The sequence below is a fragment of the Streptomyces sp. NPDC058683 genome, from assembly GCF_042716195.1.
GTDB lineage: Bacteria > Actinomycetota > Actinomycetes > Streptomycetales > Streptomycetaceae > Streptomyces.
Map to the genome: position 1 here is coordinate 102,100 of NZ_JBHXSK010000009.1, position 23,991 is coordinate 126,090.

The 23,991-nt window shown below is 71.6% G+C and carries 23 protein-coding genes; 10 read left to right on the forward strand and 13 right to left on the reverse strand.

Features of this window, described 5'->3' with window-relative positions; all coding sequences use genetic code 11:
- Positions 1–136 precede the first annotated feature (136 nt).
- The 3 genes from ACFWXC_RS11850 to ACFWXC_RS11860 all read right to left on the reverse strand — a co-directional run bounded on the left by ACFWXC_RS11850 (position 137) and on the right by ACFWXC_RS11860 (position 3,339).
- Entirely contained in the window at positions 137–727 is a 591-nt protein-coding gene (locus tag ACFWXC_RS11850; protein WP_384476912.1) for a hypothetical protein, read from the reverse strand.
- Positions 728–955: 228 nt separating this feature from the next.
- Complete coding sequence (locus tag ACFWXC_RS11855) at positions 956–1,720, reverse strand: SDR family oxidoreductase (RefSeq protein WP_384476915.1); 765 nt, start codon at positions 1,718–1,720, stop codon at positions 956–958.
- 392 nt (positions 1,721–2,112) lie between these two features.
- Positions 2,113–3,339, reverse strand: a complete 1,227-nt coding sequence (locus tag ACFWXC_RS11860; RefSeq protein ID WP_384476918.1) for an MFS transporter — start codon at positions 3,337–3,339, stop codon at positions 2,113–2,115.
- Positions 3,340–3,393: 54 nt separating this feature from the next.
- Between ACFWXC_RS11860 and ACFWXC_RS11865 the strand changes: the two genes are divergently transcribed.
- Positions 3,394–4,140, forward strand: coding sequence for an AraC family transcriptional regulator (locus ACFWXC_RS11865; protein WP_384476921.1), 747 nt, complete (start codon positions 3,394–3,396; stop codon positions 4,138–4,140).
- 57 nt (positions 4,141–4,197) lie between these two features.
- Here ACFWXC_RS11865 and ACFWXC_RS11870 read toward each other — a convergent pair whose 3' ends face one another.
- Positions 4,198–5,394, reverse strand: coding sequence for an MFS transporter (locus ACFWXC_RS11870; protein WP_384476924.1), 1,197 nt, complete (start codon positions 5,392–5,394; stop codon positions 4,198–4,200).
- Positions 5,395–5,509: 115 nt separating this feature from the next.
- Between ACFWXC_RS11870 and ACFWXC_RS11875 the strand changes: the two genes are divergently transcribed.
- Complete coding sequence (locus ACFWXC_RS11875) at positions 5,510–6,091, forward strand: TetR/AcrR family transcriptional regulator (protein WP_384476927.1); 582 nt, start codon at positions 5,510–5,512, stop codon at positions 6,089–6,091.
- A gap of 23 nt (positions 6,092–6,114) precedes the next feature.
- Here ACFWXC_RS11875 and ACFWXC_RS11880 read toward each other — a convergent pair whose 3' ends face one another.
- Together ACFWXC_RS11880 and ACFWXC_RS11885 are read right to left on the reverse strand one after the other, a co-directional pair.
- Positions 6,115–6,972 carry a DMT family transporter gene (locus ACFWXC_RS11880; RefSeq protein ID WP_384476930.1) on the reverse strand — a complete coding sequence of 286 codons (858 nt, stop codon included), beginning with the start codon at positions 6,970–6,972 and terminating at the stop codon, positions 6,115–6,117.
- Between the two features lie 147 nt (positions 6,973–7,119).
- Positions 7,120–8,892: an ABC transporter ATP-binding protein gene (locus tag ACFWXC_RS11885; protein ID WP_384476933.1), complete on the reverse strand. Its 1,773-nt coding sequence runs from the start codon at positions 8,890–8,892 to the stop codon at positions 7,120–7,122.
- A 206-nt stretch (positions 8,893–9,098) separates the two neighbouring features.
- On the opposite strand from ACFWXC_RS11885, the gene ACFWXC_RS11890 reads away from it, so the two are divergent.
- Positions 9,099–9,362: a DUF2630 family protein gene (locus ACFWXC_RS11890; protein WP_351712674.1), complete on the forward strand. Its 264-nt coding sequence runs from the start codon at positions 9,099–9,101 to the stop codon at positions 9,360–9,362.
- Positions 9,363–9,530: 168 nt separating this feature from the next.
- Complete coding sequence (locus ACFWXC_RS11895; protein ID WP_384476937.1) at positions 9,531–10,526, forward strand: amidohydrolase family protein; 996 nt, start codon at positions 9,531–9,533, stop codon at positions 10,524–10,526.
- A 73-nt stretch (positions 10,527–10,599) separates the two neighbouring features.
- Here the strand turns inward: ACFWXC_RS11895 and ACFWXC_RS11900 are convergent, their stop codons facing one another.
- Complete coding sequence (locus tag ACFWXC_RS11900) at positions 10,600–11,229, reverse strand: TetR/AcrR family transcriptional regulator (protein WP_384476940.1); 630 nt, start codon at positions 11,227–11,229, stop codon at positions 10,600–10,602.
- 83 nt (positions 11,230–11,312) lie between these two features.
- Between ACFWXC_RS11900 and ACFWXC_RS11905 the strand changes: the two genes are divergently transcribed.
- The 4 genes from ACFWXC_RS11905 to ACFWXC_RS11920 are packed head-to-tail and all read left to right on the forward strand — an operon-like array spanning position 11,313 to position 15,353.
- Positions 11,313–12,125, forward strand: coding sequence for a sugar phosphate isomerase/epimerase family protein (locus ACFWXC_RS11905; RefSeq protein WP_384476943.1), 813 nt, complete (start codon positions 11,313–11,315; stop codon positions 12,123–12,125).
- Positions 12,125–13,243, forward strand: a complete 1,119-nt coding sequence (locus ACFWXC_RS11910; RefSeq protein ID WP_384476946.1) for a Gfo/Idh/MocA family protein — start codon at positions 12,125–12,127, stop codon at positions 13,241–13,243. The genes ACFWXC_RS11905 and ACFWXC_RS11910 overlap by 1 nt, the downstream gene beginning before the upstream one ends.
- Positions 13,240–14,343: a Gfo/Idh/MocA family protein gene (locus tag ACFWXC_RS11915; RefSeq protein WP_384476949.1), complete on the forward strand. Its 1,104-nt coding sequence runs from the start codon at positions 13,240–13,242 to the stop codon at positions 14,341–14,343. Before ACFWXC_RS11910 ends, ACFWXC_RS11915 begins: the two co-directional genes overlap by 4 nt.
- A complete protein-coding gene (locus ACFWXC_RS11920; RefSeq protein ID WP_384476952.1) occupies positions 14,340–15,353 on the forward strand; it encodes a sugar phosphate isomerase/epimerase family protein in 1,014 nt (337 codons plus the stop codon). Before ACFWXC_RS11915 ends, ACFWXC_RS11920 begins: the two co-directional genes overlap by 4 nt.
- Before the next feature lie 26 nt (positions 15,354–15,379).
- Here the strand turns inward: ACFWXC_RS11920 and ACFWXC_RS11925 are convergent, their stop codons facing one another.
- From ACFWXC_RS11925 to ACFWXC_RS11940, 4 genes are all read right to left on the reverse strand, one after another.
- Positions 15,380–15,817 carry a universal stress protein gene (locus ACFWXC_RS11925; protein ID WP_384476955.1) on the reverse strand — a complete coding sequence of 146 codons (438 nt, stop codon included), beginning with the start codon at positions 15,815–15,817 and terminating at the stop codon, positions 15,380–15,382.
- Between the two features lie 112 nt (positions 15,818–15,929).
- Complete coding sequence (locus tag ACFWXC_RS11930; RefSeq protein WP_384476958.1) at positions 15,930–16,250, reverse strand: hypothetical protein; 321 nt, start codon at positions 16,248–16,250, stop codon at positions 15,930–15,932.
- 53 nt (positions 16,251–16,303) lie between these two features.
- Complete coding sequence (locus ACFWXC_RS11935; RefSeq protein WP_384476960.1) at positions 16,304–16,993, reverse strand: DJ-1/PfpI family protein; 690 nt, start codon at positions 16,991–16,993, stop codon at positions 16,304–16,306.
- A 347-nt stretch (positions 16,994–17,340) separates the two neighbouring features.
- Entirely contained in the window at positions 17,341–19,023 is a 1,683-nt protein-coding gene (locus tag ACFWXC_RS11940; protein WP_384476963.1) for a serine/threonine-protein kinase, read from the reverse strand.
- 174 nt (positions 19,024–19,197) lie between these two features.
- On the opposite strand from ACFWXC_RS11940, the gene ACFWXC_RS11945 reads away from it, so the two are divergent.
- Entirely contained in the window at positions 19,198–20,160 is a 963-nt protein-coding gene (locus ACFWXC_RS11945; RefSeq protein ID WP_384476966.1) for a hypothetical protein, read from the forward strand.
- Positions 20,161–20,342: 182 nt separating this feature from the next.
- Here ACFWXC_RS11945 and ACFWXC_RS11950 read toward each other — a convergent pair whose 3' ends face one another.
- Entirely contained in the window at positions 20,343–21,251 is a 909-nt protein-coding gene (locus tag ACFWXC_RS11950) for an SDR family oxidoreductase (protein WP_384476969.1), read from the reverse strand.
- Between the two features lie 151 nt (positions 21,252–21,402).
- On the opposite strand from ACFWXC_RS11950, the gene ACFWXC_RS11955 reads away from it, so the two are divergent.
- Entirely contained in the window at positions 21,403–22,293 is an 891-nt protein-coding gene (locus ACFWXC_RS11955; protein ID WP_384476972.1) for a LysR family transcriptional regulator, read from the forward strand.
- Positions 22,294–22,407: 114 nt separating this feature from the next.
- Here the strand turns inward: ACFWXC_RS11955 and ACFWXC_RS11960 are convergent, their stop codons facing one another.
- Positions 22,408–23,865 (reverse strand): catalase, encoded by a 1,458-nt coding sequence (locus tag ACFWXC_RS11960; protein WP_384476975.1) that lies wholly within the window; start codon positions 23,863–23,865, stop codon positions 22,408–22,410.
- Between the last annotated feature and the right edge of the window lie 126 nt (positions 23,866–23,991).

A 23,991-nucleotide genomic window follows, 5' to 3' on the forward strand; every position in this document is an offset into this window, starting at 1 on the left:
CCCCGCCTCCAATTCCTCTGCCAGCGCAGCCTCCTCCACTCCCACGGTGGAGAACCGACCGCGCCACCATCACCTGACAGGGCGTTTCCCCAGCTCGACGCGTCCCCGAGGGGCACCCAGGACGATCCGGCCCGGGTCAGATGCAAGTGTGCTGTCGAAGGCGGGCTTTGGCGGCCGAGTATGCGTCGTATCCGTCGCTCTCCATCACCTCACGGTGTCCGCACCGGTCGCAATGCAGGGCGGGCTTGTCGTCGTCGGAAGGGGCGAGCTCGAACCTGTGCTTCGCCATGATCGGCCATCCGGTCCGGTGCCCACGTACCCCGAACTCGCCCCAGGCCAGTTGGATCAGAACGACCCCGGCGACGAACCCGCCGATGACCGACCACACCACCATGTGCACCATGACGTCGCTCACGCCCTCATCGGGAAGTGTGGTCGCGAGCACCACCCCACCGATGATCAGTGCCACGGCGAACGCGGTCAGCGCCCACCACAACGCCTGCCGCCGACGGGTCGTGCGGATGCTGTACACCCGGTAGGTGAGGGCCTTGTCGCAGGCCGGGCAGCGCATGCGGACCACGCCGGCCGCCTGGCCGTCGTCCGGGCGGATCAAGGTCGTCTCGCCCGAGAGCTGGTACCGGAACTCCACCATGTTGTCGCCCACCGGGCCGTAGCCGGTCCGATGGCTCAGGGAGCCCGTGACATGCCCGTCAAGCGGACGGGACATCGCGCACACCTCCGGAGATCGCGCTGGAGCGGCAAGCGTAGGGCCGCCATGCGATCAGGGGGAGTCCATTCCAGGTCGGCCCTTCTCCGAAGGGAACTACACCCGACGCGGCCACGGCAGGGTCGGTGAGCTCGGTGGGCCTGGGGAGCCTCCGGATGAACTGGTGTGCTGCGGACGGGAACGGCCCGGGGCGGCCAGATGACGTGGCAGCCCCCGGGCCGATCCGGGTCAGCGAGTGGTGTAGCCGCCGTTGAGGAAGATCGTCTGCCCGTTGGCCCACCAGCCGTCGGTCAGCAGGTGCCGCACCCACGGGACGATGTCCTCGAGCTTGGTGAGATCGCCGTTCATCGCGGACGACTTGTGGTAGGCGACGGAGTCGTCGTCCTCGGCGGGGTAGAAGAACGAGGTGTCCATCGGACCCGGTGCGATGTTGTTGACCGAGATGTTCCGGCCGAACAGCTCCTTCGACAGGGCGCGGGTGAAGTGCTCGACCGGCGCCTTGCTGCCCGCGTACGTGGAGTAGAGGCCCGTGTATGCGGCGAGCAGCGAGGTGACGATCGTGATGATCTTGCCCCCGTCCTCGATTCTGCGGGCGGCCTCGCGCATCACGAAGAACGCGGCCTTGGAGTTGACCGCGAACATCCGGTCGTACTCCTCCTCCGCGATCTCGGTCAGCGGCTTCTTCAGCACCATGCCGGCGGTGTTGATGCTGTAGTCGAGCCTGCCGAACCGGTTCACGACCTCGTCGAAGACCCGCTCCACCTCGGCGACCCTCGTCAGATCGGCCTGGACCGCGAACGCCTTCCCCGGCCCCTTGCTGATCTGCTCGACGACGTCCTCGGCCTTGGCCCGGGAGGAGTCGCTGTTGTAGTGCACCGCGACCAGGGCGCCCTCCGCGCCGAGAGTGGTGCTGATCAGCCCGCCGAGGTTGCGGGACGCGCCGCCGACGAAGGCGACCTTGCCATTGAGTGTCCTGTCCGGGGTACTGACCATGACAGCCCTCCTGCGGTGTTTCGAACGGGGACGGCACGGCTCCGACGGACCGCGAAGGCCATGCCGTACCCCATGAGGTCACCGCGGCAGGGACCGCGCATCTTGAACGATCCGATCACCGGTGGAACAAACCGCTCACCACGTCAGGCGCGGCAAGTGACCGGTCAGCGCCGTCCATGGCCGCCGGCCCGCAGCGTGAGGGGGAATCCCCTCGTGGCGCCGCATCATCCGTTTCAGAGGGCTCTGGTGGGTGGTCTGCAGCGACCGCTGCCCCATCAGTTCGCCTGGCAACATCCGGCACGGGTGGTCGTGGGCGTGCAACTTCGAGCACCTCGATCAGAACCGCCGTTTCCTCCAGACTGATCGACGGCTCACGGCTCACGGCTCACGGCTCACGGATTCGGTGAGCGGTGTCCCGGTGCGGTCGGGACGGCGGTGGTGCCGTCTCCGTTACCGGTCCTCGGCGTCGTGTCGCGTGGCCGGGGCCCGCCGGGCTCGCGCAGGGTGCCGAACAGCAGTCGGCTCAGCACCGGCATCAGGACCAGCGGTGCCAGCGCGGTCTGCAGGGAGGTGGCGTCGGCCAGGCTGCCGAGGGCGGGGCCGGCCAGGCCGCCGATGCTCACGGTGAGGCCGAGGGTGACCCCGCTGGCCGTGCCGATCCGCGAGGGCAGGTAGTCCTGCCCGAGTGTCACCTGGAGCGAGAACGGCACATACAAGGCGACCGACGTCAGCGCCACGAACAGGTAGAGGGCCGGGCCGGGCACCCACACCACACCCGCGACGGCCACCACGGCCAGCACGTAGGACCAGCGGGAGACGGTCACCCGGTTCCAGCGGCCCGCCAGGGACCCGCCCAGCACGGAACCGACCGCGCCCCCGAGGTAGAGCACCGTCAGGGCCGCGGTGCCGGCGGCGGTGCCACCGCCCGTGCGCTGCTCGGCGTAGAGCGAGATGAAGGTGCTCAGACCCACGAACGCGATCGACCGGAACACTACGGCCAGGGACAGCCGTACGAAGGACGGGACGTCGTCGCTCCCGGCCGGCACCGGCGCGGCGGTGCCGAGGGCCTTGTCGGCGCGGAACGTGCGCAGCACCGGCAGACACAGCGCGGTACCGGCCAGCGCCGGTATCACGAGGACCGGTGTCCAGCGCAGCCCGCCCGCGCCGACGACGGCGCCCACCATCAGCGGGGCCAGCGCGAAGCCGATGTTGCCGCCGGTGGCGAACACCCCCATCGCGTTGTGGCTGCCGCGGCTGGCGATACGGGCGACCCGGGCGGACTCGGGGTGGTAGGCGGCCACCCCCATCCCGGACAGCGCCATGAACACCAGGGTGAGCAGGTAGGAGCCGCTCACCCCGCTCAGCGCGACACCGGCACCGCCCAGCAGGGTGCTGACCGGCAGCAGCCAGGGCATCGGCCAGCGGTCGGTCAGTACCCCGAACAGCGGTTGCGCCACCGAGGAGAGCACGGACGCCGCCAGTACGACACCGGAGGCGACCGCGTAGGAGTAGCCGCGCTCGGAGACGAAGAACGGCAGCAGTGCCGCCACGGCACCTTGGTAGATGTCGACACAGGCATGGCCGGCGGACAGCAGAGTGATCGATGTATTCCTTCGCACCCCGCCATGCTCCGAGCCCGACGGCCTGTCGCACTTCCGCTAATCTGCCAAGCAATGACGGAAATCCGCCACGAGGCCACCGCCCCGACCCGCACCCGCTGGCTGGCCGCCGGCCACGCCATCGACTCGCACCGGCACGACGACCACCAGATCGCCTACGCCGGCCGGGGCGTGGTGGCCGTGACGACCAGCGCGGGCTCCTGGGTCGCCCCCGGCAACCGCGCCATCTGGGTGCCGGCCGGCACCGTCCACGCACACCGGGCCTACGGCGAACTCGAACTGCACTTCATCGGCCTGCCCGCCACCGAGAACCCCCTCGCGCTCGACGCCCCGACCGTGCTCGCCGTGGGCCCGCTGCTGCGCGAGCTGATCATCGCCTACACCCGCGGCGAGGACGACGACAGCCCCGAACGGGCCCGGCTGCGCGCCGTCCTGCTCGACCAGCTGCGGGCCTCACCGCAACAGCCACTGCACCTGCCCACCCCCACCGCACCCCTGCTGCGCGACGTGTGCGCGATCCTCCAGGCCGACCCGGCCGACGGCCGCACGCTCAAGGAACTCGGCCGTGCCGTCGGAGCCGGCGACCGCACCCTGTCCCGGCTGTTCCGCAGCGACCTCGGAATGACTTTCCCGCAGTGGCGCACCCAGCTGCGCCTCCACCACGCGCTGATCCTGCTCGCCGACCGGACCCCGGTGACGGCGGTGGCCCACGCCTGCGGCTGGTCGTCGGCCAGCGCGTTCATCGACGCTTTCCGGCGGGCCTTCGGCCACACCCCGGGTTCCCATCCGACGGCGCAGTGACGGCGGACCGACCGCGGATCGGCGGCCCTCGCCGGTGTCAGCCCTCACCCGCGCGCCTCACCCGCGCGCCGGTTCCGCCTCCCGTGCCTGCCGCGGCGAACGGGCGGCCGGCGTGGCGAAGACGGCGGCCACCACCAGGGCGAGCACCAGGATGAGGGCGTGCCGCAGGCCGAAGTGCTCACCGAGGTAACCGAGGGAGGGCGGGCCCACCAGGAAGGCGACGTAGCCGACGGTCGCCGCCAGTGCGACCCGGGCGGCGGAGTCGGCGCCGGAATCGCCCGCCGCGGAGAGCGCGACAGGGAACCCGAGGGACGCCCCGAGGCCCCAGAGGACGGCGGCGGCGGCCGCTACGGCCTGGTTGTCGACGAAGATCACCAGGGCCAGTCCCGCGGCCCCGACGAGCGCGCTCCCGCACAGCGCGGCCGCCCGCCCGAACCGGTCGACGAACCGCCCGCCGGCGAAGCGTCCGACGGTCATCGCGGCGGCGAACACGGCGTACACGGCCGAGCCCAGCGCCGCGTCGAAGCCGTGACCGTCCACCATGACCAGCGGCAGCCAGTCGTTCGCGGTGCCCTCGGCCATGGCGAGGGCGAGGATGACACAGCCGATGAGCAGCAGTGTGGGGTCCTTCCACACCGCGGCCCGTGCCGTGCCCGGCTCGCGGCGCTCGGCGGCGGTCCGCCGGCCCACCTCGGAGGGGACGCTCCGGATCACCAGGGCGAGTGCGGCCAGGACCACGCCTGCGACCGTGACGAGATGGACGAGCACGGGGAAGCCGACCGCGGTCAGACACATGCCGGCGACCGCGCCGACCACGGTGCCGAGACTGAAGAAGCCGTGCATGGCGGGCATCGTGGAGCGGCCGAGCAGCCGCTCCACCTCCGCGCCCTCGACGTTGAGGGCCACCTCGCCGCCACCCATGCCGAGACCGAACAGCCCGAGGCCCAGGGCCACGCCGAGGTCCGCGTCGGCGGCGGCCCCGATGCCGATCAGCGCGGCACCGGCGGCGATCGCCGACGTCCCGGCGAGGACGACGAGCCGGGCACCCCAGCGGGCCACCAGCGCGCCCGAGCACAGGATCCCGGCCATCGAGCCGACCGAGAGCCCGAACAGGATCAGACCCATCTGCGCGGTGGAGGCGCCGAGCATGTCCCGCACGTCCGGGGTGCGGGTGACCCAGGAGGAGATGGTCAGGCCGGGCACGAAGAACAGGACGAAGACGGCGGTACGGCGCCGGGCGAGGTCGGCGGTCATGGCTGGTGGCTCCAGATGTGCCCGATGGGTCCGTGGAAGAGTCTGTACGAATGTACACACTGGCCTGTACATCCGTACACACTCTGTGCCGGTCAACCCATGGCAGATTGAGGGCGTGACCGGCACACGACGCGAGATCCCGAACGACCCCGGACGCAAGGAGCGCATTCTGGATGCGGCCCTCGAGGTGATCGCCGAGGGCGGTGTGCACACGACCACCCATCGGAGGATCGCGGCGCGGGCGCAGGTCCCGCTCGGCTCGCTGACGTACTACTTCGACGGCATGGCGGACCTGCTCGCCCAGGCCTTCGCCCGCCTGTCGGACACCATGTCCCGGCTCTACCGGCGGACTCTGCAGTCCGCCGCCTCCACGGCCGATGCCGAGGCGGCCGTGGTCGAGCTGATCTGCGGACCGGCGTACGCCACGGAACGCGACATGACGCTCATCTTCGAGATGTACGCCTACGCCAACCACAACGAGGCGGTGTCCGCGACCACCCGCACCTGGCTCGAACGCAGCAGGGACAGCCTCGCCCTGCACTTCACCCCCGGGGTGTCCCGTGCGCTCGACGCGCTGATCGAGGGCTGGCCGATGCACCGCGCCTTCGACGAGGCCCCCCTGGACCGGCGCCTCGTCACCGAGACCGTGCACGCGATCGTCACCGCCGCCCCGAAACTCACCACCGACGGCCCCTGACCCGCCGCCCTCCCCACGACGTCTCAGTGCACGACGTCCGCGAGGTGCGGTACGACGCGCGTCAGCCGCACCACGCCCCACACGATCAGTCCGGCGCCGAGCGCCTCGGGCAGCAGCCACCAGCCGGTGCGCACCGACTCGCCGAACAGGGCGACGCCCAGCAGCAGGCTAACCGCCGCGTCGCCGATCGTCAGCGCTGGCTGGGACGCCACCAGCGGACCGGCCTGCAACGAGTTCTCCAGGAGCATCAGCGCCGTGATCCCGGCGAGTGCGAAGCCGTAGGTCTGCCAGGTGGTGAGGAAGGCGGGCAGTCCCGAGTGGGCGAGCCGGCCGGTGGCCGACTTCATCAGCGCGGCGGTCAGCGCGTTGCCGATGGCGGCACCCGCCGCCAGGGTCGCCGCACGGAACAGTGGTGACGACGACGACCGCTCGAGCAGCACGGTGCCGGCGATGGCCCCCACGGTGAGGGCCAGGGCCGGGATCCAGCGCTGCATGGATGCCTGATCCCGTCCGCCGGACGGGGCCGCCGAGCCGAGCAGGAGGGCCAGGCCGGCGACCACCACGGCGATCGCCCACCATCCCTGCGGGTTCGGCCGCCGGTGCAGCAGCGGTACGGCGATCAGCAGGGCGAACGGCAGCTCCAGCATGAACAGCGGCTGGACCAGCGCCATCGGGCCGTTCACCAGCGCCAGCGCCTGGAACACCGCGGCCCCCGTGACGCCGGCGATCCCGATGGCCCAGGCGGGCCGCCGTGCCAGGGCGAGCAGCAGCCGCACCCCGCCCCCGCTGGGCAGCGTCGACGCGGCCTTCCGCTGGAAGGCCGTGCCCGTCGCATTGCTGACGGCACCCAGGACGGCGAAGAGCACGGCGAGCACCATCATGCTTCCAGCATGCCGTGAGCGGGCGCCGCCCTCTCTCCGAAGGCGTGGCGAGGACCGTCCCGGGCCGCTTCGACCTCTCACCTCCCGGTAAGTGGATTCCGAGGACCAGGATGCCCGGTCGCCGCACGTCCGTGGGAGTCCCGCCGGTCAGGCCACCTGGCCACCGTGCAGCGCGGTGTAGGCACCGCCTCGGAGCAGCAGTTCCTCGTGGGTGCCGATCTCGCGGATGCGCCCGTCGTCCATCACCACGATGCGGTCGGCGCCGCGCACGGTGGAGAGCCGGTGGGCCACCACGAAGGTGGTACGCCCGCGTAGCAGACGGGTCAGCGCCTGCTGCACCAGTGCCTCCGAGCGGGTGTCCAGCGCCGAGGTGGCCTCGTCCAGCACCAGGACCCGCGGATCACGGATCAACGCCCGTGCGATGGCGAGGCGTTGGCGCTGACCGCCGGAGAGCCGGGCCCCGCGCTCGCCGACCAAGGTGTCCAGGCCCTGGGGCAGCTCGTCCACGAACTCCAGGGCGTTCGCGTCGCGCAGCGCCGCGCGGACCGCCGCCTCGTCGGCCTCGTCCTCCATGCCGTAGGCGACGTTCTCCCGGATCGTGCCGTCGAAGAGGATCGATTCCTGCGGGACGACCGAGACGAACCGCCGGTAGGTGCGCAGATCGAGGCCGCTCATGTCGGTGCCGTCCAGGAGCAGCCGGCCGGTGGTGGGCCGGATGAACCCGATGACGAGGTTGAGCACGGTGGACTTGCCGGCACCCGAGGCGCCCACCAGGGCGACGGTCTCGCCCGGCGCCACATCGAGGGTGAAGTCCGCCACGGCCGCGCGGGAGGTGTCCTCGTAGGCGAAGCCGACCCCCTCGAACACGACGGCACCGCGGACGGCGGTGACCTCCGCCCGGCCCTCGTTGTCCTCCAGTTCGGGCGCCTGCAGCACCTCACCGACCGAACGCACCGACTCCAGCCCCTTGGTGACGACCGGGGCCAGACTTGTCAGCGTCGTCGTGGAGTTGGTGAGGGTGGTCAGGAAGGCGCTGAGCATGACGACGTCACCGGCGGAGACGCCCCACACGCCGTAGTACGACACCAGCGCGGCGGTGGCGAGCACGGCGACGCCGATCACGTTGAGGACCACCCAGGCCAGCGAGCCGAAGCGGCCGTTGACCAGGTCCAGGCGCATCCCGGAGGTGAGCAGCCGGCTGAGGGTGCCGTCCATGCGGCGCAGCGCCTTGCCCTCCAGGCCGTGGGCGCGGGTGACCGGGATGAGCCGCGTCATCTCGGTCACCCGGGAGGACAGGGTCTCCACCTCGTGCCGGAAGTGCTCGTTGTGGGTCCGCAGCCGCGACCGCAGCCGGGCCACGATCAGGGTCGCGCCCGGCACCACGACCAGGAAGACGGGCAGGAACTCCGGTGTGCGGACGGCGATGATCACCAGCCCGCCGGTCAGCACGGTCAGCGCACCCAGGCCCTGTTCGGCGGTCTGCTGGACCATCTGCTCGACGGTCTCGACGTCCCGCACGACCTTGGCCTGGAGGACACCGGCGCTGACCCGGGAGTGGTAGCCGATGGACAGTTGCTGCATGCGGGTGCACAGCGCCGAGCGCAGCGTGGTGCCCATCCGGCGCACGCTGCCGTAGAGCAGCCGCACATACAGCACGTGCAGCGGGTAGTTGACCAGCAGGATCGCCATGATGATCCCCACCGCCGTCCAGAGCCGGGATATCTCCCGGTGCTGTACGACCGTGTCCACGACCGAGGCGGTGATCAGCGGCAGGAGCCAGACGGGGCTGTGCTTGACGGTGAACACGAGGACCGCCGCCGTCAGACTGCGGCGGTCGGCGCGCAGCAGGTACCGGAGGGTGCGGATGGGATGTTCGCCCCGGTAACGGTGGTCGAGCGGTCGTTCCGACGTCGACGCCATCGGCGGTGGTCCTCCTTGCGCGCCAGACTTTCAGCAACCGCTTTCCGCCGGTCACCGTACACCCGTCGCCCGACGACCACGGAGGTGCGGTCGACCGGCCGATGCGTCTGGGGGCCGAGTGGGAGAAGGTGGGGGAGAGGGGCGGACGGAACGGCGAGCGCCCCGGCGTAGTTGTGATCCACTCCGTCGTCCGGAAAGAGGCAGCCATGACAGGACCAGAGGCCGAGGCCGAGAAGCGGATACTCGGCCGCATCACGGAAATGATCAGCCAGGAGAAGGACCTGCGTGAGCGCCTGGCGCAGGAGGAGATCGACGGGACGACCGAGCACGCTCTCCTGGCACACCTGGAGACCGAGCTGGACCAGTGCTGGGACCTGTTGCGGCAGCGCCGGGCCAGGATCGCGGCGGGCCAGGACCCCACCGGGGCGAATGTCCGCCCGGCGTCCGAGGTGGAGGGCTACCTGTCCTGAGGGCCGCGCAGGTCCCGGCCCGAGAGGACGGGACCGCAGGCGCCACGGCCTGACGGGCCGGGAGGGCGGCCCCCGCACCACGGGGTGCCGCCCTCCGGGCCCACGCCGGGCACGACCGTCGCCGGAGAGGGACTGGACTCGCCGTTCACGAGCACCGATCGTGGCGGTATGAACGATCACCGCACAGCCTCCGCCGACGCCCCCGTCCACGTCCCCGCCGCCCGCCCGGAAGCACCGGTGCCGGGCGATGCCACCGGCGCGGCGGAGGGCATGAGCGAGGCGGCTGCGCGTGCGGAGGCCGCCGAGGTCCGCCGGTTCTGGGAGCGGCTCGGGCTGCCCGGACTGGTCGACGTCCACACGCACTTCATGCCCGAGCGTGTGCTGCACAAGGTCTGGAACTACTTCGACACGACCGGGCCGCTGATCGGCGGACTGGAATGGCCGATCACCTATCGGAAGGAGGAGGCGGAACGCACCGCCCTGCTCCGGGAGTTCGGTGTCCGGGCCTTCACCGCGATGCTCTACCCGCACAAGCCCGGCATGGCGACGTGGCTGAACGCGTGGGCCGCCGACTTCGCCCGGCGCACCCCCGACTGTCTGCACACCGCGACCCTGTACCCCGAACCGGGCGTGGAGACGTACGTCCGTGAGGCCGTCGAAGCAGGCGCCCGGGTCTTCAAGGCGCACGTCCAGGTGGGGGCGTACGACCCGGCCGGTGAACTCCTCCAGCAGGCGTGGGGACTGCTGGCCGATGCCGGGATTCCCGTGGTGATCCACTGCGGTTCCGGTCCCGCACCCGGCAAGTACACCGGCCCCGAGCCGATCGCGCGGGTGCTGGCACGGCATCCGCGGCTGCGGCTGATCGTCGCTCACATGGGGATGCCCGAGTACGAGGACTTCCTCGGCCTCGCCGAGCGGTTCGAGGAGGTGCGGCTGGACACGACGATGGCGTTCACCGACTTCACCGAGGAGTTCATGCCGTTCCCCCGTGGCGCCCTGCCCCGCGTCGCCGCCCTGGGCGACCGCATCCTGCTCGGATCCGACTTCCCCAACATCCCTTATCCGTATGTGCACCAGCTCCACGCCCTGGAACGTCTGGACCTCGGTCACGAGTGGCTGCGAGCGGTGTGTCACGACAACGCGGCCCGGTTGTTCCGGCTGTGACCGGTCCCCAGGAACACGCCCGCCTCGCCCTCGTGCCCCGGTTCAGCAGCACGCGGACCATGCGCTCGGCGGGCTAGGGCAGTTCGACGCTGATGAGGCCGCGCAGCAGCTTGCGCAGGTGGTCCGGCATGTCGATGTCGTGCGGGCTGAGCAGCCACTGGATCTGCAGGCCGTCGATGAACGCGATCAGGTCCGCCGCCAGCCCCGACGCGTCCACGTGGGGGCGCAGCAGATCACGTCGTACCAGGTCGTCGACGGCCAACTGCATCTGCCGGCGGGCGCGTTCGTAGCGTGCGACGAAGTACGGGCGCGCCGGATGGTCCGCCGCGGTCGCCTCGCTCGACAGCACGGCGAACAGGCTCACGATCAGCGGGTTGGCCTGGTTGTGCGCGACGAGCCGGATCATGCTGGCGAAGTACTCCAGGCCGTCGTGGTTCACCGCGCCCGAACGGAAGAAGTGCGCGTCGTCCTGGCGCTCCCGTTCCTCCAGAACCGCTTCGAGCAGCGACTCCTTCGTCGGGAAGTGGTGCAGCAGCCCCGCGCGCGAGACATCGCAGGCCGCGGCGAGCTGGACCATGCTCGCGTTGCGGTAGCCGACCTGCCCGAACGCGGTGAACGCGGCCTCGATGATCTGGGCGCGCCGGCGCTCCCCCTTGGGGTAGTTCCGTGGGGCCGTCCCCTGCCGCGCGGTCGCCTTTGCCATACGGAGATGTTAATCGCCCTCTAGAAACCAGCACCCCTGTCGGTATTCTGTTGTGCGGTCGTCCGCCCCGAGAGGAGCCCTTCATGTCGTCACCACAGATGTCGGTTCAGCTCTACTCCGTCCGCCACGCTCTGGAAGCCGACGAAGACGCGGCCCTGGGCCGCCTCGCCGCGCTGGGACTGAGTAACGTCGAGGCCTTCGGCTTCGTGCACCGCGCCGGCGAACTGGCCGACGCGCTCGCCCGGCACGGCCTGTCCGCACCGACCGGACACGCCGGCTTCCTCTCCCCGGAACGTGCCACCGCCGAGGGGGCACCCGCACCCACCCTCGACGAGACCTTCCGGGCCGCCCGGCGACTGGGGGTGGAGATCCTCTTCGACCCGTTCGTCCCCGCCGCCCGATGGGCCGACGAGACGGAGATCGCCCGTACCGCCGGGCTCCTGAACGAGGCCGCGAAACGCGCCGCCGACCACGGGCTGCGCGTCGGGTACCACAACCATTCGCAGGAGTTCGTCCACACCGTCGCCGGCGTCAACGCCTTCGACCGCTTCGCCGACCTGCTCGCCCCCGAAGTCGCTCTGGAAATAGACCTGTTCTGGGCCTCGGCCGGCGGCTACGACGTCGTGTCGCTGCTGAACCGCCTGGGGCCACGGGTGCGCGCCCTGCACGTGAAGGACGGCCCCGTCATCGACGACCCGTTCACCTCCGGTGCCCCCTTCGACCCCGCCGACACCCACCAGGTCCCGGCGGGCCGGGGAGAGATCCCGCTCGACGCCTCGCTGGCCGCGGCCCCCGATGCCGAGTACGCGATCATCGAGTTCGACCACTACGACGGTGACATCTTCGACGGCATCGCGGCGGGCGTCGCCTACCTCCACGGGAAGGGCATCGCCTGATGGCGGCACGCAACCCGGTCGGCGTCGGGCTCGTCGGCGCCGGCAACATCAGCGACCAGTACCTGACCAACCTCACCCGGTTCCCCGACCTGCACGTGGCCGTCGTGGGCGACCTCGACACCACGCGTGCCGAGACCCAGGCCCGCAAGTACGGCGTCGAGGAGTGGGGCACCGCCGCGGACGTCCTCGCCCACCCGGACGTCGACGTCGTCGTCAACCTGACCGTCCCCGCCGTCCACGCCGAGGTCAGCTCGGCGATCGTGGCCGCGGGCAAGCACGTCTGGTCCGAGAAGCCCATCGCCGTCGACCGGGCCGACGCACGCGCCCTGCTCGACCGGGCGGCCGCGGCGGGCCTGCGGGTCGGAGTCGCCCCCGACACCGTGCTCGGCCCCGGCCTGCAGACCGCCCTGCGCGCCATTGCCCGCGGGGACATCGGCACCCCGCTGTCCGCGCAGACCGTCATGCAGTACGCGGGACCCGACCTCTGGCACCCCGACCCCGAGTTCCTGTTCGCCAAGGGCGCCGGACCCCTCTTCGACATGGGGCCCTACTACCTCACCGCCCTGGTCTGCCTGTTCGGCTCGGTCAGCCGGGTCGCCGCGGTCGGTTCCACCGCCCGGACGGTGCGCACGGTCAGGAGCGGCGAGCGGGCGGGCACCGAGTTCGCCGTCGCCGTCCCCACCCATGTCTCCGCGCTCACCCAGTTCGAGAACGGCGGGGTCGGGCAGAGCGTGTTCAGCTTCGACTCCCCGCTGACCCGCACCGGGTTCGTCGAGGTCACCGGCACCGAGGGCACGCTGGTGCTGCCCGACCCCAACACCTTCGCGGGAGAGGTGCGGATCACCCGGGTCCAGCAGCGCGGCCAGGACCCCGTATGGGAGACGGTCACGCCGGTCGGCATCGAGGCCGGACGCGGACTGGGCGTCCTGGACCTGGCCCGGGCCATCTGCGGCGGCGGCTCCCACATCGCCTCCGGAGACCTCGGCTACCACGTCCTGGACACCATGATCTCCATCGACGAGTCCGTCACCTCCGGCGAGACCGTCCAAGTCACCAGCGCCGCAGGCGAGATACCGCTCGTCCCCGAGGATCGAGACCCCTACGGAGCCACCCTGTGAACCGCCCCCTGCGCGCCGGATTCATCGGCGGCGGCTTCATGGCGGCCGTGCACACCCGCGCGAGCCGGGCCGCCCGCGGCGTGCCGACCGCCCTCGCGAGCTCGACCCCCGAACGCGGCGAGCGGGCCGCCGAGACTTTCGGCGTGGAACGCTCCGAACCGGACGCCCACCGCCTCCTCGCGGCCGGCGACCTCGACGTCGTCCATGTGTGCAGCCCCAACCGCCTGCACACCGAGCACACCCTGGCGGCGCTGGCCGCGGGCGCGCACGTCATCTGCGAGAAGCCCCTGGCCACCACGGCGGCGGACGCCGAACGCCTGGTCCGGGCCGCGCGCGAGGCCGGCCGGGTGGCGGCGGTCCCCTTCGTCTACCGCTACCACCCGATGGCCCGGCAGGCCCGCTCCCTCGTGGCGGACGGACAGCTCGGCACCGTCCTCACCCTGGACGCCACCTACCTCCAGGACTGGCTCCTCGATCCCGGCGACACCAACTGGCGCGCCGACCCGGAGGCCGGCGGCGCCTCCCGCGCCTTCGCCGACATCGGCTCCCATCTGTGCGACCTCGTCGAGTTCGTCTCCGGGCAGCGCATCCACCGCCTGGCCGCCCGCACCCGGACCGTGTTCGCCGAGCGCGGCGGCACCCACGTCACCAACGAGGACACGGCCGCCCTCCTCGTCGAACTCGGCAACGGGGCACTGGGCACCCTGCTCGTCAGCCAGCTCGCCCCCGGCCGTAAGAACAGCCTCACCCTGGAACTCCACGGCACCCGGCAGAGCGTGCGCTTCGCACAGGAACGCCCCGAAGAACTGTGGATCGGCAGGCGCGAGGGATCACAGCTGCTGCTGCGCGACCCCGGCACCGACGCCCCGGACTCGGCCCGCCTGTCGGTGCTGCCTCCCGGCCACGCCCTCGGGTACCAGGACGCCTTCACCGCGTTCGTCACCGACGTCTACAGCGCCGTACAGGGCGGGCACCCCGAGGGGATGCCGACGTTCGCCGACGGACTGCGCGCCGCACGGCTCACCGAGGCCGTCCTGGCCTCCGCCGCCGGACGCGGCACCTGGATCGAGACCGCACCCGCGACGGAGGACCGCACATGACCACAGCCACCCACCCCGTCACCCTGTTCACCGGACAGTGGGCCGACCTCCCCTTCGAGGAGGTCGCCCGCCTCGCCGCGCAGTGGGGCTACGACGGCCTGGAGATCGCCGCCTCGGGAGACCACCTCGACCTGAAGCGCGCCGACGAGGACGACGCCTACGCGGCATCACGCCTGGAGATCCTCGACCGGCACGGCCTCAAGGTCTACGCCATCTCCAACCACCTCGCCGGCCAGGCCGTCTGCGACGCGCCCATCGACTTCCGCCACCAGGCGATCCTGCGCCCGTACGTCTGGGGCGACGGCGACGCGGAAGGAGTACGGCAGCGCGCCGCCGAGGACATGAAGCGCGCCGCGCGGGTGGCCCGCAAACTGGGCGTGAACACTGTCGTCGGCTTCACCGGCTCCGCCATCTGGCCCTACGTCGCCATGTTCCCGCCGGTGCCGGCCACCGTCATCGACGCCGGCTACGAGGACTTCGCCACCCGGTGGAACCCGATCCTCGACGTGTTCGACGCGGAAGGAGTGCGCTTCGCCCACGAGGTGCACCCCGGCGAGATCGCGTACGACTACTGGACCAGCGTCCGCACCCTGGAGGCGATCGGCCACCGCGAGGCCTTCGGCTTCAACTGGGACCCCAGCCACATGATGTGGCAGAACATCGACCCGGTCGGGTTCATCACCGACTTCAAGGGCCGCATCTACCACGTCGACTGCAAGGACACCCGGCTGCGCCCGCGCAACGGCCGGGCCGGCGTCCTCGGCTCCCACCAGCCGTGGGGCGATCCGCGCCGGGGCTGGGACTTCGTCTCCACCGGCCACGGCGACGTCCCCTGGGAGGACGCCTTCCGCGCCCTGGAGTCCATCGGCTACGACGGCCCCGTCTCCATCGAATGGGAGGACGCCGGCATGGACCGCCTGCACGGCGCCGCGGAGGCGGTGACCTTCGTACGCTCGTTGCTGTGGCCCGCGCCGAAGGCGTCCTTCGACGCCGCGTTCAGCAACCAGTAGGCCTGCGGCGGCCCGCCGGGTCGGGCCTACTGGGAGCGGACGATCACGACGGGGCAGGAGGCGTGCTGGGACACGTGCTGGCTGACGGACCCGAGCAGGGCGCGGGCGAACCCGCCGCGCCCCTTGCTGCCGACGACCAGCACCTCGGCGCCCTGCGAGGCCCTCAGCAGGATGTCCGCGGCGTTGCCGTGCACCAGATGGGCGTCGACCGAGCCGGCGGTGTCCGCGCCCAGCACCTCGGTCAGCTCCTGCCGCATCCGCTGCCGGGCCTCGTCCGCGTCGATGTCCATGTCGACGGCGGGCCCGGACCAGCTCTGCAGCCCCTGAAGCTCCCAGGCGGCGATCGCTTCCACGGTGCCGCCGACCAGACCGGCGTAGCGCACGGCCCAGCGCAGGGCGGCGTACGAGGCCGGCGAACCGTCGACGCCGACGACGACCCTCGGAACGGAGGCGTCCCTGTCCATGTGTCCCACCTCTCCGACGGCTCCCACGCCACCCGGCCGCACCCTTCCACGCTGCGGGAGACGCACCCGGCCCGCCAGAAATGCACGGCCAGGCGCATGACGTCGGGCACCGTCACCGTGGCGGGACCGCCGGGAGGGTGCGGCGTCGGCCGGTGACCTTGGACGAGGGGAGTCGGCCGGCCTTGGAGGTTCCCGTCAGCGTGTCGCCGTCGAGGGTCAGGGCGAAGGCCAGGTTCAGCCGCATGGGCCTGGTGACGGCCTGCTTCCAGGTGAGCCTGCCGTCTTCGAGGAGCACATCGCTGAGGGTCACCTCCTCTCCTGCCCCGTGCGCGGTCCCGACGAGGACGCCGTCCTCGTACCGGAACTCGGTCACGGCCTTGATGGTGCCGATGGGGGTGGAGATGGACAGGTCCCAAGTGCCTTCGGCGGACATGGTGTTGTTCTTCCTCACGGTGGGTGCTTGCGGGGGAAAGGCGGGGTGTCGGCTCAGAACCGGGCGGGCCGCGGTCCGGTGTTCCGCCAGACGGTGCCGCGACGCTCATGGGCGAACAGCTCTTCGACGGCGTGAGCGACCCGCGGGCCGACCTCGCGCTCCAGCAGATACAGGCCCAGATCGAGCCCGGAGGTGACACCGGCGCCGGTGACGAGATCGCCGTCGTCGACCACACGCGCCTTCACGGCGTGCGCACCGGTGGCATCCAGCAGGTCGAGGCCCATGTGGTGCGTGGTGGCATGCCGTCCCTCCAGCAGACCGGCCATCGCCAGGACGACCGAGCCGCCGCAGACAGCGGTGAGGGTCACGTCGGGGTTCTCCGCCGCGGCCTTCAGCAGGGTGGGCAGGCCGGTGCTCAGCGTGCGGCCCAGCAGTTCGGGGACGGTCGCGTCCTCCCGCACCTCAGCGGCCCCGGCCTCGTGGTCGGGTACGTCACCGGGGTCCCCGATCCGGCCCGCCGCACCCGGGACCAGCACCAGTCCGGCGCGGTCCGGGTCGAGTACGGCGGTGGCGCGCAGCGCGATCCCCGCGACACCGGCGGCCACCTCGCGCGGCCCTTCCGCCGAGACGAGTTCCACGGTCACCGCACCCTCCGTGGCCGCGCCCCCCGCGGACAGGACTTCGTAGGGGGCGATGACATCGAGCGGATCGAAGCCGTCGAACAGGACGATCTGGGCGTGCATGAAGGGCCCTTCGGAGTGCGGAACACCCGGCCACCGCCGGGCACACACCGAACGTAACCAGCGGCCTCTTCCCCTCCCAGTGGCACGGGCGACACCCTTCGACGGAAAAATGCCACGACCGGGAGGAGGCCCCTGACCTGCGCCCCATGGCCGGCGGGCCCCGGCGCCAGGCCGCGGTGCCAGGCCGCTCTTGCCGTAGATCTTCGTGATCCGGCAGCCCTGGCTGTTCGCGGCCCGATGCCGGCGCCGGCCCCGTCCGGGACACGGGTCACCTGCTGGAGCGGGCCGACCGGGCTCCCCGCCCTCGCCCGCTGACGCCCCGGGCGCCTGTCACGGCTTCCGTGCGGTCAGGTGACGCGCAGGAGGCGAGAGGGCGATCCCGCGGTCTGGCTGCCTCCGTCGCCGAGTGCCAAGGCGTCGGTTCCGTCCTCGGTCAGGGTGTAGACGTTGCCCGGCGCGCACACCCCGCCGGTCGAGGGATCCGTGGGCGTACTGGTGACCGCCTGGAAGACCATGGACGTGGCGTGCGTCTCCTGGAGGCGCAGTGTCTCGGTACAGCCGATGTCCTGGCCGCTGCCCGCCTCGGTCACATGACTGACCTGGCGGCCCACCAGGTCGCCCCGTTTCGCCGCGTGGAGGGTGAGGATCACGGTCACCGACGTCGTACGAAAGGTGAACACGCCGTCGGCCGAAGGGTTGCCGGGGCCGGTGCCCTTCCAGGTGCCCGCCCAGGACGCTGGCAGCGCGTTCGCCGCGTGCGTCTTGGACGGAGGCGAGGACGACGACGATGACGGGGAGGGGGTCGCCGGTGGCGTCGTACCCTCCGAGGCTTTCTTGTCTCCGCCTCCGCCCGACCAGGCGGCCACGGCGGCCGCCACCGCGACGGCGAGCACGCCCACGGCCACCGCGGCGGCCCGGGTCCGTGCCGGCCTGCGCGGGGCGCCGGCCGGGACGAGGGGCGCGGGTCCCGCGCCGGTACCGGCCGGCAGGGCGGGGACGGGTCCTGCGCCGGTACCGGCCGGAACCGCGGGCGGCGGACCGTACTGTGACGGCGGTCCGAATCCCGTCGTCGGCGCGGGAGGAACCGTCGTCGGCGCGGGCGGAACCGGCGGCGCCGCGACGGTCGTCGACGCGTCCAGCAGGGCGCGCAGTTCGGCCTCCCGCGCGGCGAGGTCTTCGGCCAGACCCGACGGCGGAACCGCGGCCCACGCCGCCGAGCCGGATCCGAGCCGCTCCAGCAACTCCTGTGCCGTGGGCCGGGAGTGCGGCGACTTGTGGAGGCAGGCGGCCAGGACCGGCGCCAGCGACTCCGGTACGCCGTCGAGGTGGGGCTCCTCGTGCACGATCCGGTAGAGCAGCTGGGCCGCGGAGGGTTCCTCCCCGCGGCGCAGGAAGGGACCTTGGCCGGTGGCCGCGTACACCAGCACCGCCGCCAGCGAGAAGACGTCGCCGGGCTCCGCCGCGGCCCCGCCCGTGACCTGCTCGGGAGCCATGTAACCGGGGGAGCCGATGACGCCGCCCGCGCGGGTGTGCCGGGTGTCGTCGGCGGCCCGGGCGATGCCGAAGTCGATGAGCAGCGGATGACGGCCGGCGAGCAGCACATTGGACGGCTTCACGTCCCGGTGCGCGAGACCCGCCCGGTGCACGGCCCGAAGTCCCTCGGCGAGCTCCGCTCCCAGGGCGCGGACGGCCGCCTCGGGCAGCGGACCGTGCCGTGCCGTCCAGTCGGCCAGGGTGGGCGCCGCCACGTACTCCGCGGCGAGCCACTGCGGCCGCTGCCCCGGCGCGCTGTAGTCGACGACCGAGACCGTCCACGGCGACCGTACCCGGTCACTGTTGGCGATCTCCCGCGCGAACCGTTCCTCGAAGCCCGGATCCAGGGCGAATTCGCTCCGTACGGTCTTCAGCGCCAGCGGCCGGCCGGAGAGCGTACGGGAGAGAAAGACCTGCCCCATGCCTCCGTCCCCGAGCCGGGCCAGCAGCGGGTAGCCGCCGACGGCGGGCGGATCCGTGGGATCGAGACTTCTCATGAACGTCTCCGGGCGGTGAGCGCGTCGCAACCGGGCGGGCCGCCACCTGTGAGCGGAGCCCCCCTCGGCATCCGCGTGGACTTGGCCTGCGGTGTTGTATTCATATCAGTTGGTGTGGTTCGGCCGTGCGCGAGGCCGGGTCGCGATGCGGCAACGGACCGCCACCGCACATAAGTGCAGGACACGCACTTGCGGCGGAAGTTAGGTAAACCTTACCGTTCTTATTCGCGCCACTCAGGGCGTCTGCCGACTTGTCGGCCCTCCGCCCGCGGCGAGCGCTCCACCGACGCAGCCTGGCCGTCCGCCGCCGGAACCACCGCTCCCAGGACCGCACTTGAATCTCTCGGTCCGATCGACGTCGTCCGCCGCGACCGCGCACTGGACCTCGTCGGCCGCAGCATCGCCGAGCAGGGCTTCGAGATCTTGCTGGTCCGGGACGTACCCGTGGACCACACCGCCGCCCGGCCCGCCGCCGAGCGATACCAACTGTCCGTCGTGCAGTGGGTGTTCCGCGCACCCGAGAGCTGGGAGCGGGCCGACGTCGACGCGGCCGCCCACCGCGCCCTGCTCGCGATCGAGGCCGTCGCCTACGCCGACGACACCTACGCCGGGCTGTACCCGCTGTCGCTGAGCGCACGGACCCAGGTGCTCAAGGGCCGCCTCAACTCCGGCGAGGTCATCGGCTACTTCGGCGACCTCCGCGACCCCCGGCACTCCGTCCGGACGCTCTACTTCCACACCCGGTTCTCCACCAACACCGAACCGCACCCCACCATGGCGCAGCCGTTCCGCCTCATGGCGCACAACGGTGAGCTCAACACCGACCGCAAGAACCGCCTCTCCGACGAGGCCCTGGCCCGCGCCCGCACCCGCAGCATCGTGCGCCCGCCGGGACAGTCCGACTCCAGCCGCCTCGACCAGACCCTGCAGAGCCGGGTGTTCGACGACGGCCTGGACCTCGTCGAGGCGGTCGTGTCCCTCATGCCGCCCGCGTGGGAGAACGACCGCACCCTGCCCGACGCCTTCCGCGACATGCTCGTCGTCGACCACCGCACCGGCCGGTCCATGTCACCGACCGAACCGTCGGCGGACGGGCGTTCGCGGCGATCGCGGAAAGCTCGGTCGAACTCGACCTGACCCGCGTCGGCGCCTGCCACCTGGTCCGCTCCACGACCCCGCACGACCCGACCTCGGCGATCGAACTCGACGACGGGCAGGGCCGCTGCGCCGCGGTCATCACCCAGTTCGGGATCGTCGGAGAGGACGTGCACGAGGCATGGGAGCACCTGACGGCGGCACTGCCCGACGCACGGTGAGCGTCAACGACCGTTGAAGTAGTGGCCCTTCTCGATGTCCGCGATCAGCGGGAGACGCGCCGGCCGCCATGCCAGCCGTTGCCGGGTCAGCGCGCTCGACGCCGGGTTGTCGATCGCCACCAACGGGCCGAGGAAACCGAAGTGGCCGACCGCGTCCTCGGCGGTGACGCTGACGGCCGGCACCCCCAACCGACCGGCGACGGCCCCGGCGATCTCCCGGAAGGGCACTCCCTCGTCGTCGATCGCGTGCAGGCGCGAGCCGGCCGGAGCGGACTCCAACGCCAGCCGGAACAGGCGTGCCGCGTCGAGCCGGTGCACGGCGGGCCACCGGTTCGCGCCGTCGCCGACGTAGGCGGATGCCCCCTTCGCCCGGGCCACGCCGATCAGGGTCGGTACAAAGCCGCGGAGGTCCCCCTCGCCGTGCACCAGCGGCGCGAGCCGTACCGCGGACGAGCGCACACCGCGCTCCGCCATCGCGATCACCGCGTGCTCGGTCGGCAGCCGCAGTGCCCCCGGTCCTCGGAGATCGCCGCCGTCCGCCTCCGTACTCAGGCGCCCGGGCGTGAGTCCCAGGGTTCCGGAGGTGAACGCGAACGGCTTGCCGGAGCCTTCGAGCGCGGCCCCGAGGGAGTGGACCGCGTTCCGTTCGATCCGGGCGCGGGCCGCCGGGTCGACGGTCTCGGAGATGTGCTGGTTGGCCGCGTGGACGACCCCGTCCGCCGCCGCGGCGCCCGCCCGCAGGCTGTCGAGGTCCGCCAGGTCGCCGCGGTGCACCTCCGCGCCGACCGCCGACAACGCCGCCGCGGCGGTCTCGGAACGGGCCAGGCCGATGACCTGATGCCCCGCTTCCAGGAGTTCGCGGACCACCGCGGATCCGATGTATCCGGTGGCTCCGGTGACAAAAACGCGCACGACGACGGCCCCCTTCGGGCTGTGAGCCGTCCCGGCTGCGAAGCGCGCCGGGCTGGTGCCGCAACGCTAGGAATCGCGGGCACCCGGTGTCCAAGTCCCGTTCTGCCTCAGGTGATACGGAAGAGGCATCACGCGTGCGTAGGCTGACACCGTGCCCGACCTCCCCGCCCACTCGACCGATCTCGACCTCCGCCTGGTGCGGTACTTCACCGCCGTCGCCGAGCACGGCAGCTTCCACCGCGCCGCCGACGCCCTGCACGTCGCGCAACCGTCCCTCAGCCGGCAGATCCAGCGCCTCGAAGAACGCATGGGTGCCCGTCTGCTGCAGCGCACCCAACAGGGAAGCCGGCTCACCGAGGCGGGGCGCGTCTTCCTGCCGCAGGCCCAGGAACTCCTGCGCTCCGTGCAGCAGGCCGTGGCGACGACCCGCGCCGCCGCCGGACCCGGGGAGTTCACGATCGGATACACGGGCGACCTCATCGTGACGAGCGCGGTACGCGAAATACGCGCCCGGCACCCCGAGGCCGACGTACGCACCCTGCACCTGATGGTCGGCCAGGTGCAGGGTGCCCTCCTCGATCACCGGGTCGATGCGGTCCTGGCCCGCGAGCCGTTCCCGACCGAGCGGTTACGCGTGACGGCGCTCTACGACGAACCCAGGGTCCTCGTCGTGCCCACCCGCCATCGCCTCGCCGGCCGCCCCTCGGTCACCCTCGCCGACTTCGCCGGCGAACCGCTGGTCCGGTACGCCGACACGGTGTACGACGCCTTCTGGTGTCTCGCCCCACGCCCGGACGGACTTCCGGCACCCACGGGCCCGCTCGCGGGCACCGCCGCGGACAAACTCGAACTCGTCGCCGGCGGCCAGGCCCTCGCCCTCGCACCGGCGAGCGTCGAGAACGTCCTCCTTCGGCGGGACCTCACGACCCTTCCCGTCGAGGGGATCGGACCGTGCCGGGTCGTACTCGCCACCAGGGCCAACGACCACAGGCCGCTCGTCGACGACTTCTTCGGCGTGGCGGTGCACTGCCTGCGCCGCTGACGAACGCGTCTTTCCGGTCCGTCTTCACCCGGCCGCACGCGACACGCGTCATGGGCCGAGCGAGTCGCTCGGCCCATGACGTGTGCTCCTGTTCCGTGTGGCCTTGAGGCTCTGCTAGTCGCCCTTGGCCCGTACGCCGTCGGCGATGCGCTTGCCGACCGTCTCGTCGATGTTCGACCAGTACGTGAAGGCGCGCTGCAGGACCGGGTCGGTGACGCCGTCCAGGAGATGCCCGACGACGTTGTCGACCAGACGGTCGCGGGCGGCGTCGTCCAGGACCTCCCGCACCATCGTGCCGGGCTGCCCCCAGTCGTCGTCCTCGGGGTGGGACACATAGGCGGCGCGGATGATCTCGCCGTCGGCCTCCCAGGTGGGCGGCGGGCCGAACTGGGCCGGGTTCGCCGCCGGGCCGCCCTTGGAGTTCGGGGCGTACACCGGATCGGACGTCTTCCGGAAGGCCATCGCCCCGTCCTTGGAGTACGTGTGGACGTCGACGACGGGCGCGTTCACGGGGAGCTGCTGGTAGTTGGCGCCGATCCGGTGCCGGTGCGCGTCCGCGTAGGAGAACAGCCGCGCCAGCAGCATGCGGTCCGGGCTGGGCCCGATGCCGGGGACGAAGTTGTTCGGCTGGAACGCCGCCTGCTCGATCTCGGCGTGGTTGTCGGTCGGATTGCGGTCCAGGGTCATCCGGCCGACCGGGACGAGCGGATAGTCACCGTGCGGCCACACCTTGGTGAGGTCGAACGGGTTGAAGCGGTAGCCCGCGGCCTCCGCGTACGGCATGAGCTGCACGTACAGGGTCCAGCTGGGGAACTGGCCGTCACGGATGTGCTCGAAGAGGTCGCGCATGTGGTAGTCCGTGTCGACGGCTGCCATCTGGTCGGCCTCGTGCTGGGTGAGGAACTCGATCCCCTGGTCCGTCTTGAAGTGGTACTTCACCCAGAACCGCTCGCCCTTGGCGTTGATCCACATGTAGGTGTGGGAGGTGTAGCCGTTCATGTTGCGCCAGGTCCGCGGGATGCCACGGTCGCCCATCAGCCAGGTGACCTGGTGGGCGGACTCCGGGGAGAGCGTCCAGAAGTCCCACTGCATGTCGTGGTCGCGCAGGTTGCTGTCCGCACGGCGCTTCTGGGACCGGATGAAGTGCTGGAACTTCATCGGATCCTTGATGAAGAAGACCGGCGTGTTGTTGCCGACCATGTCGTAGTTGCCCTCGCCGGTGTAGAACTTCACCGCGAAGCCGCGAGGGTCGCGCCAGGTGTCCGGGCTGCCCCGTTCACCGGCGACCGTCGAGAAGCGGATGACCAGGTCGGTGCGGGTGCCGGGCTGGAAGAGGCCGGCCATGGTGTAGGCGCTGACGTCCTCGGTCACCTCGAAGTGACCGAACGCGCCGCTCCCCTTGGCATGCGGCTGGCGCTCGGGAATGCGCTCCCGGTTGAACTGCGCCATCTGCTCGATCAGGTAGGCGTCCTGGAGCAGGACCGGCCCGCCGGGCCCCAGGGTCAGCGAGTGCTCGTCACTCTCGACGGGGGCACCGGAGTCGGTGGTGGTGAAGGGTGGTTTCTCCGTCATGACTCTCGCCTTTCTCCGCACGGAGCAGTGAGGTGCCGGTCCTCGCGGTGTCCCGGGACCGACCGGTGCACCCGTGGCCCGCCCCGGGACGGTGCCGTACGGAAGTGCTCGCGTCCTTCGTTTCCG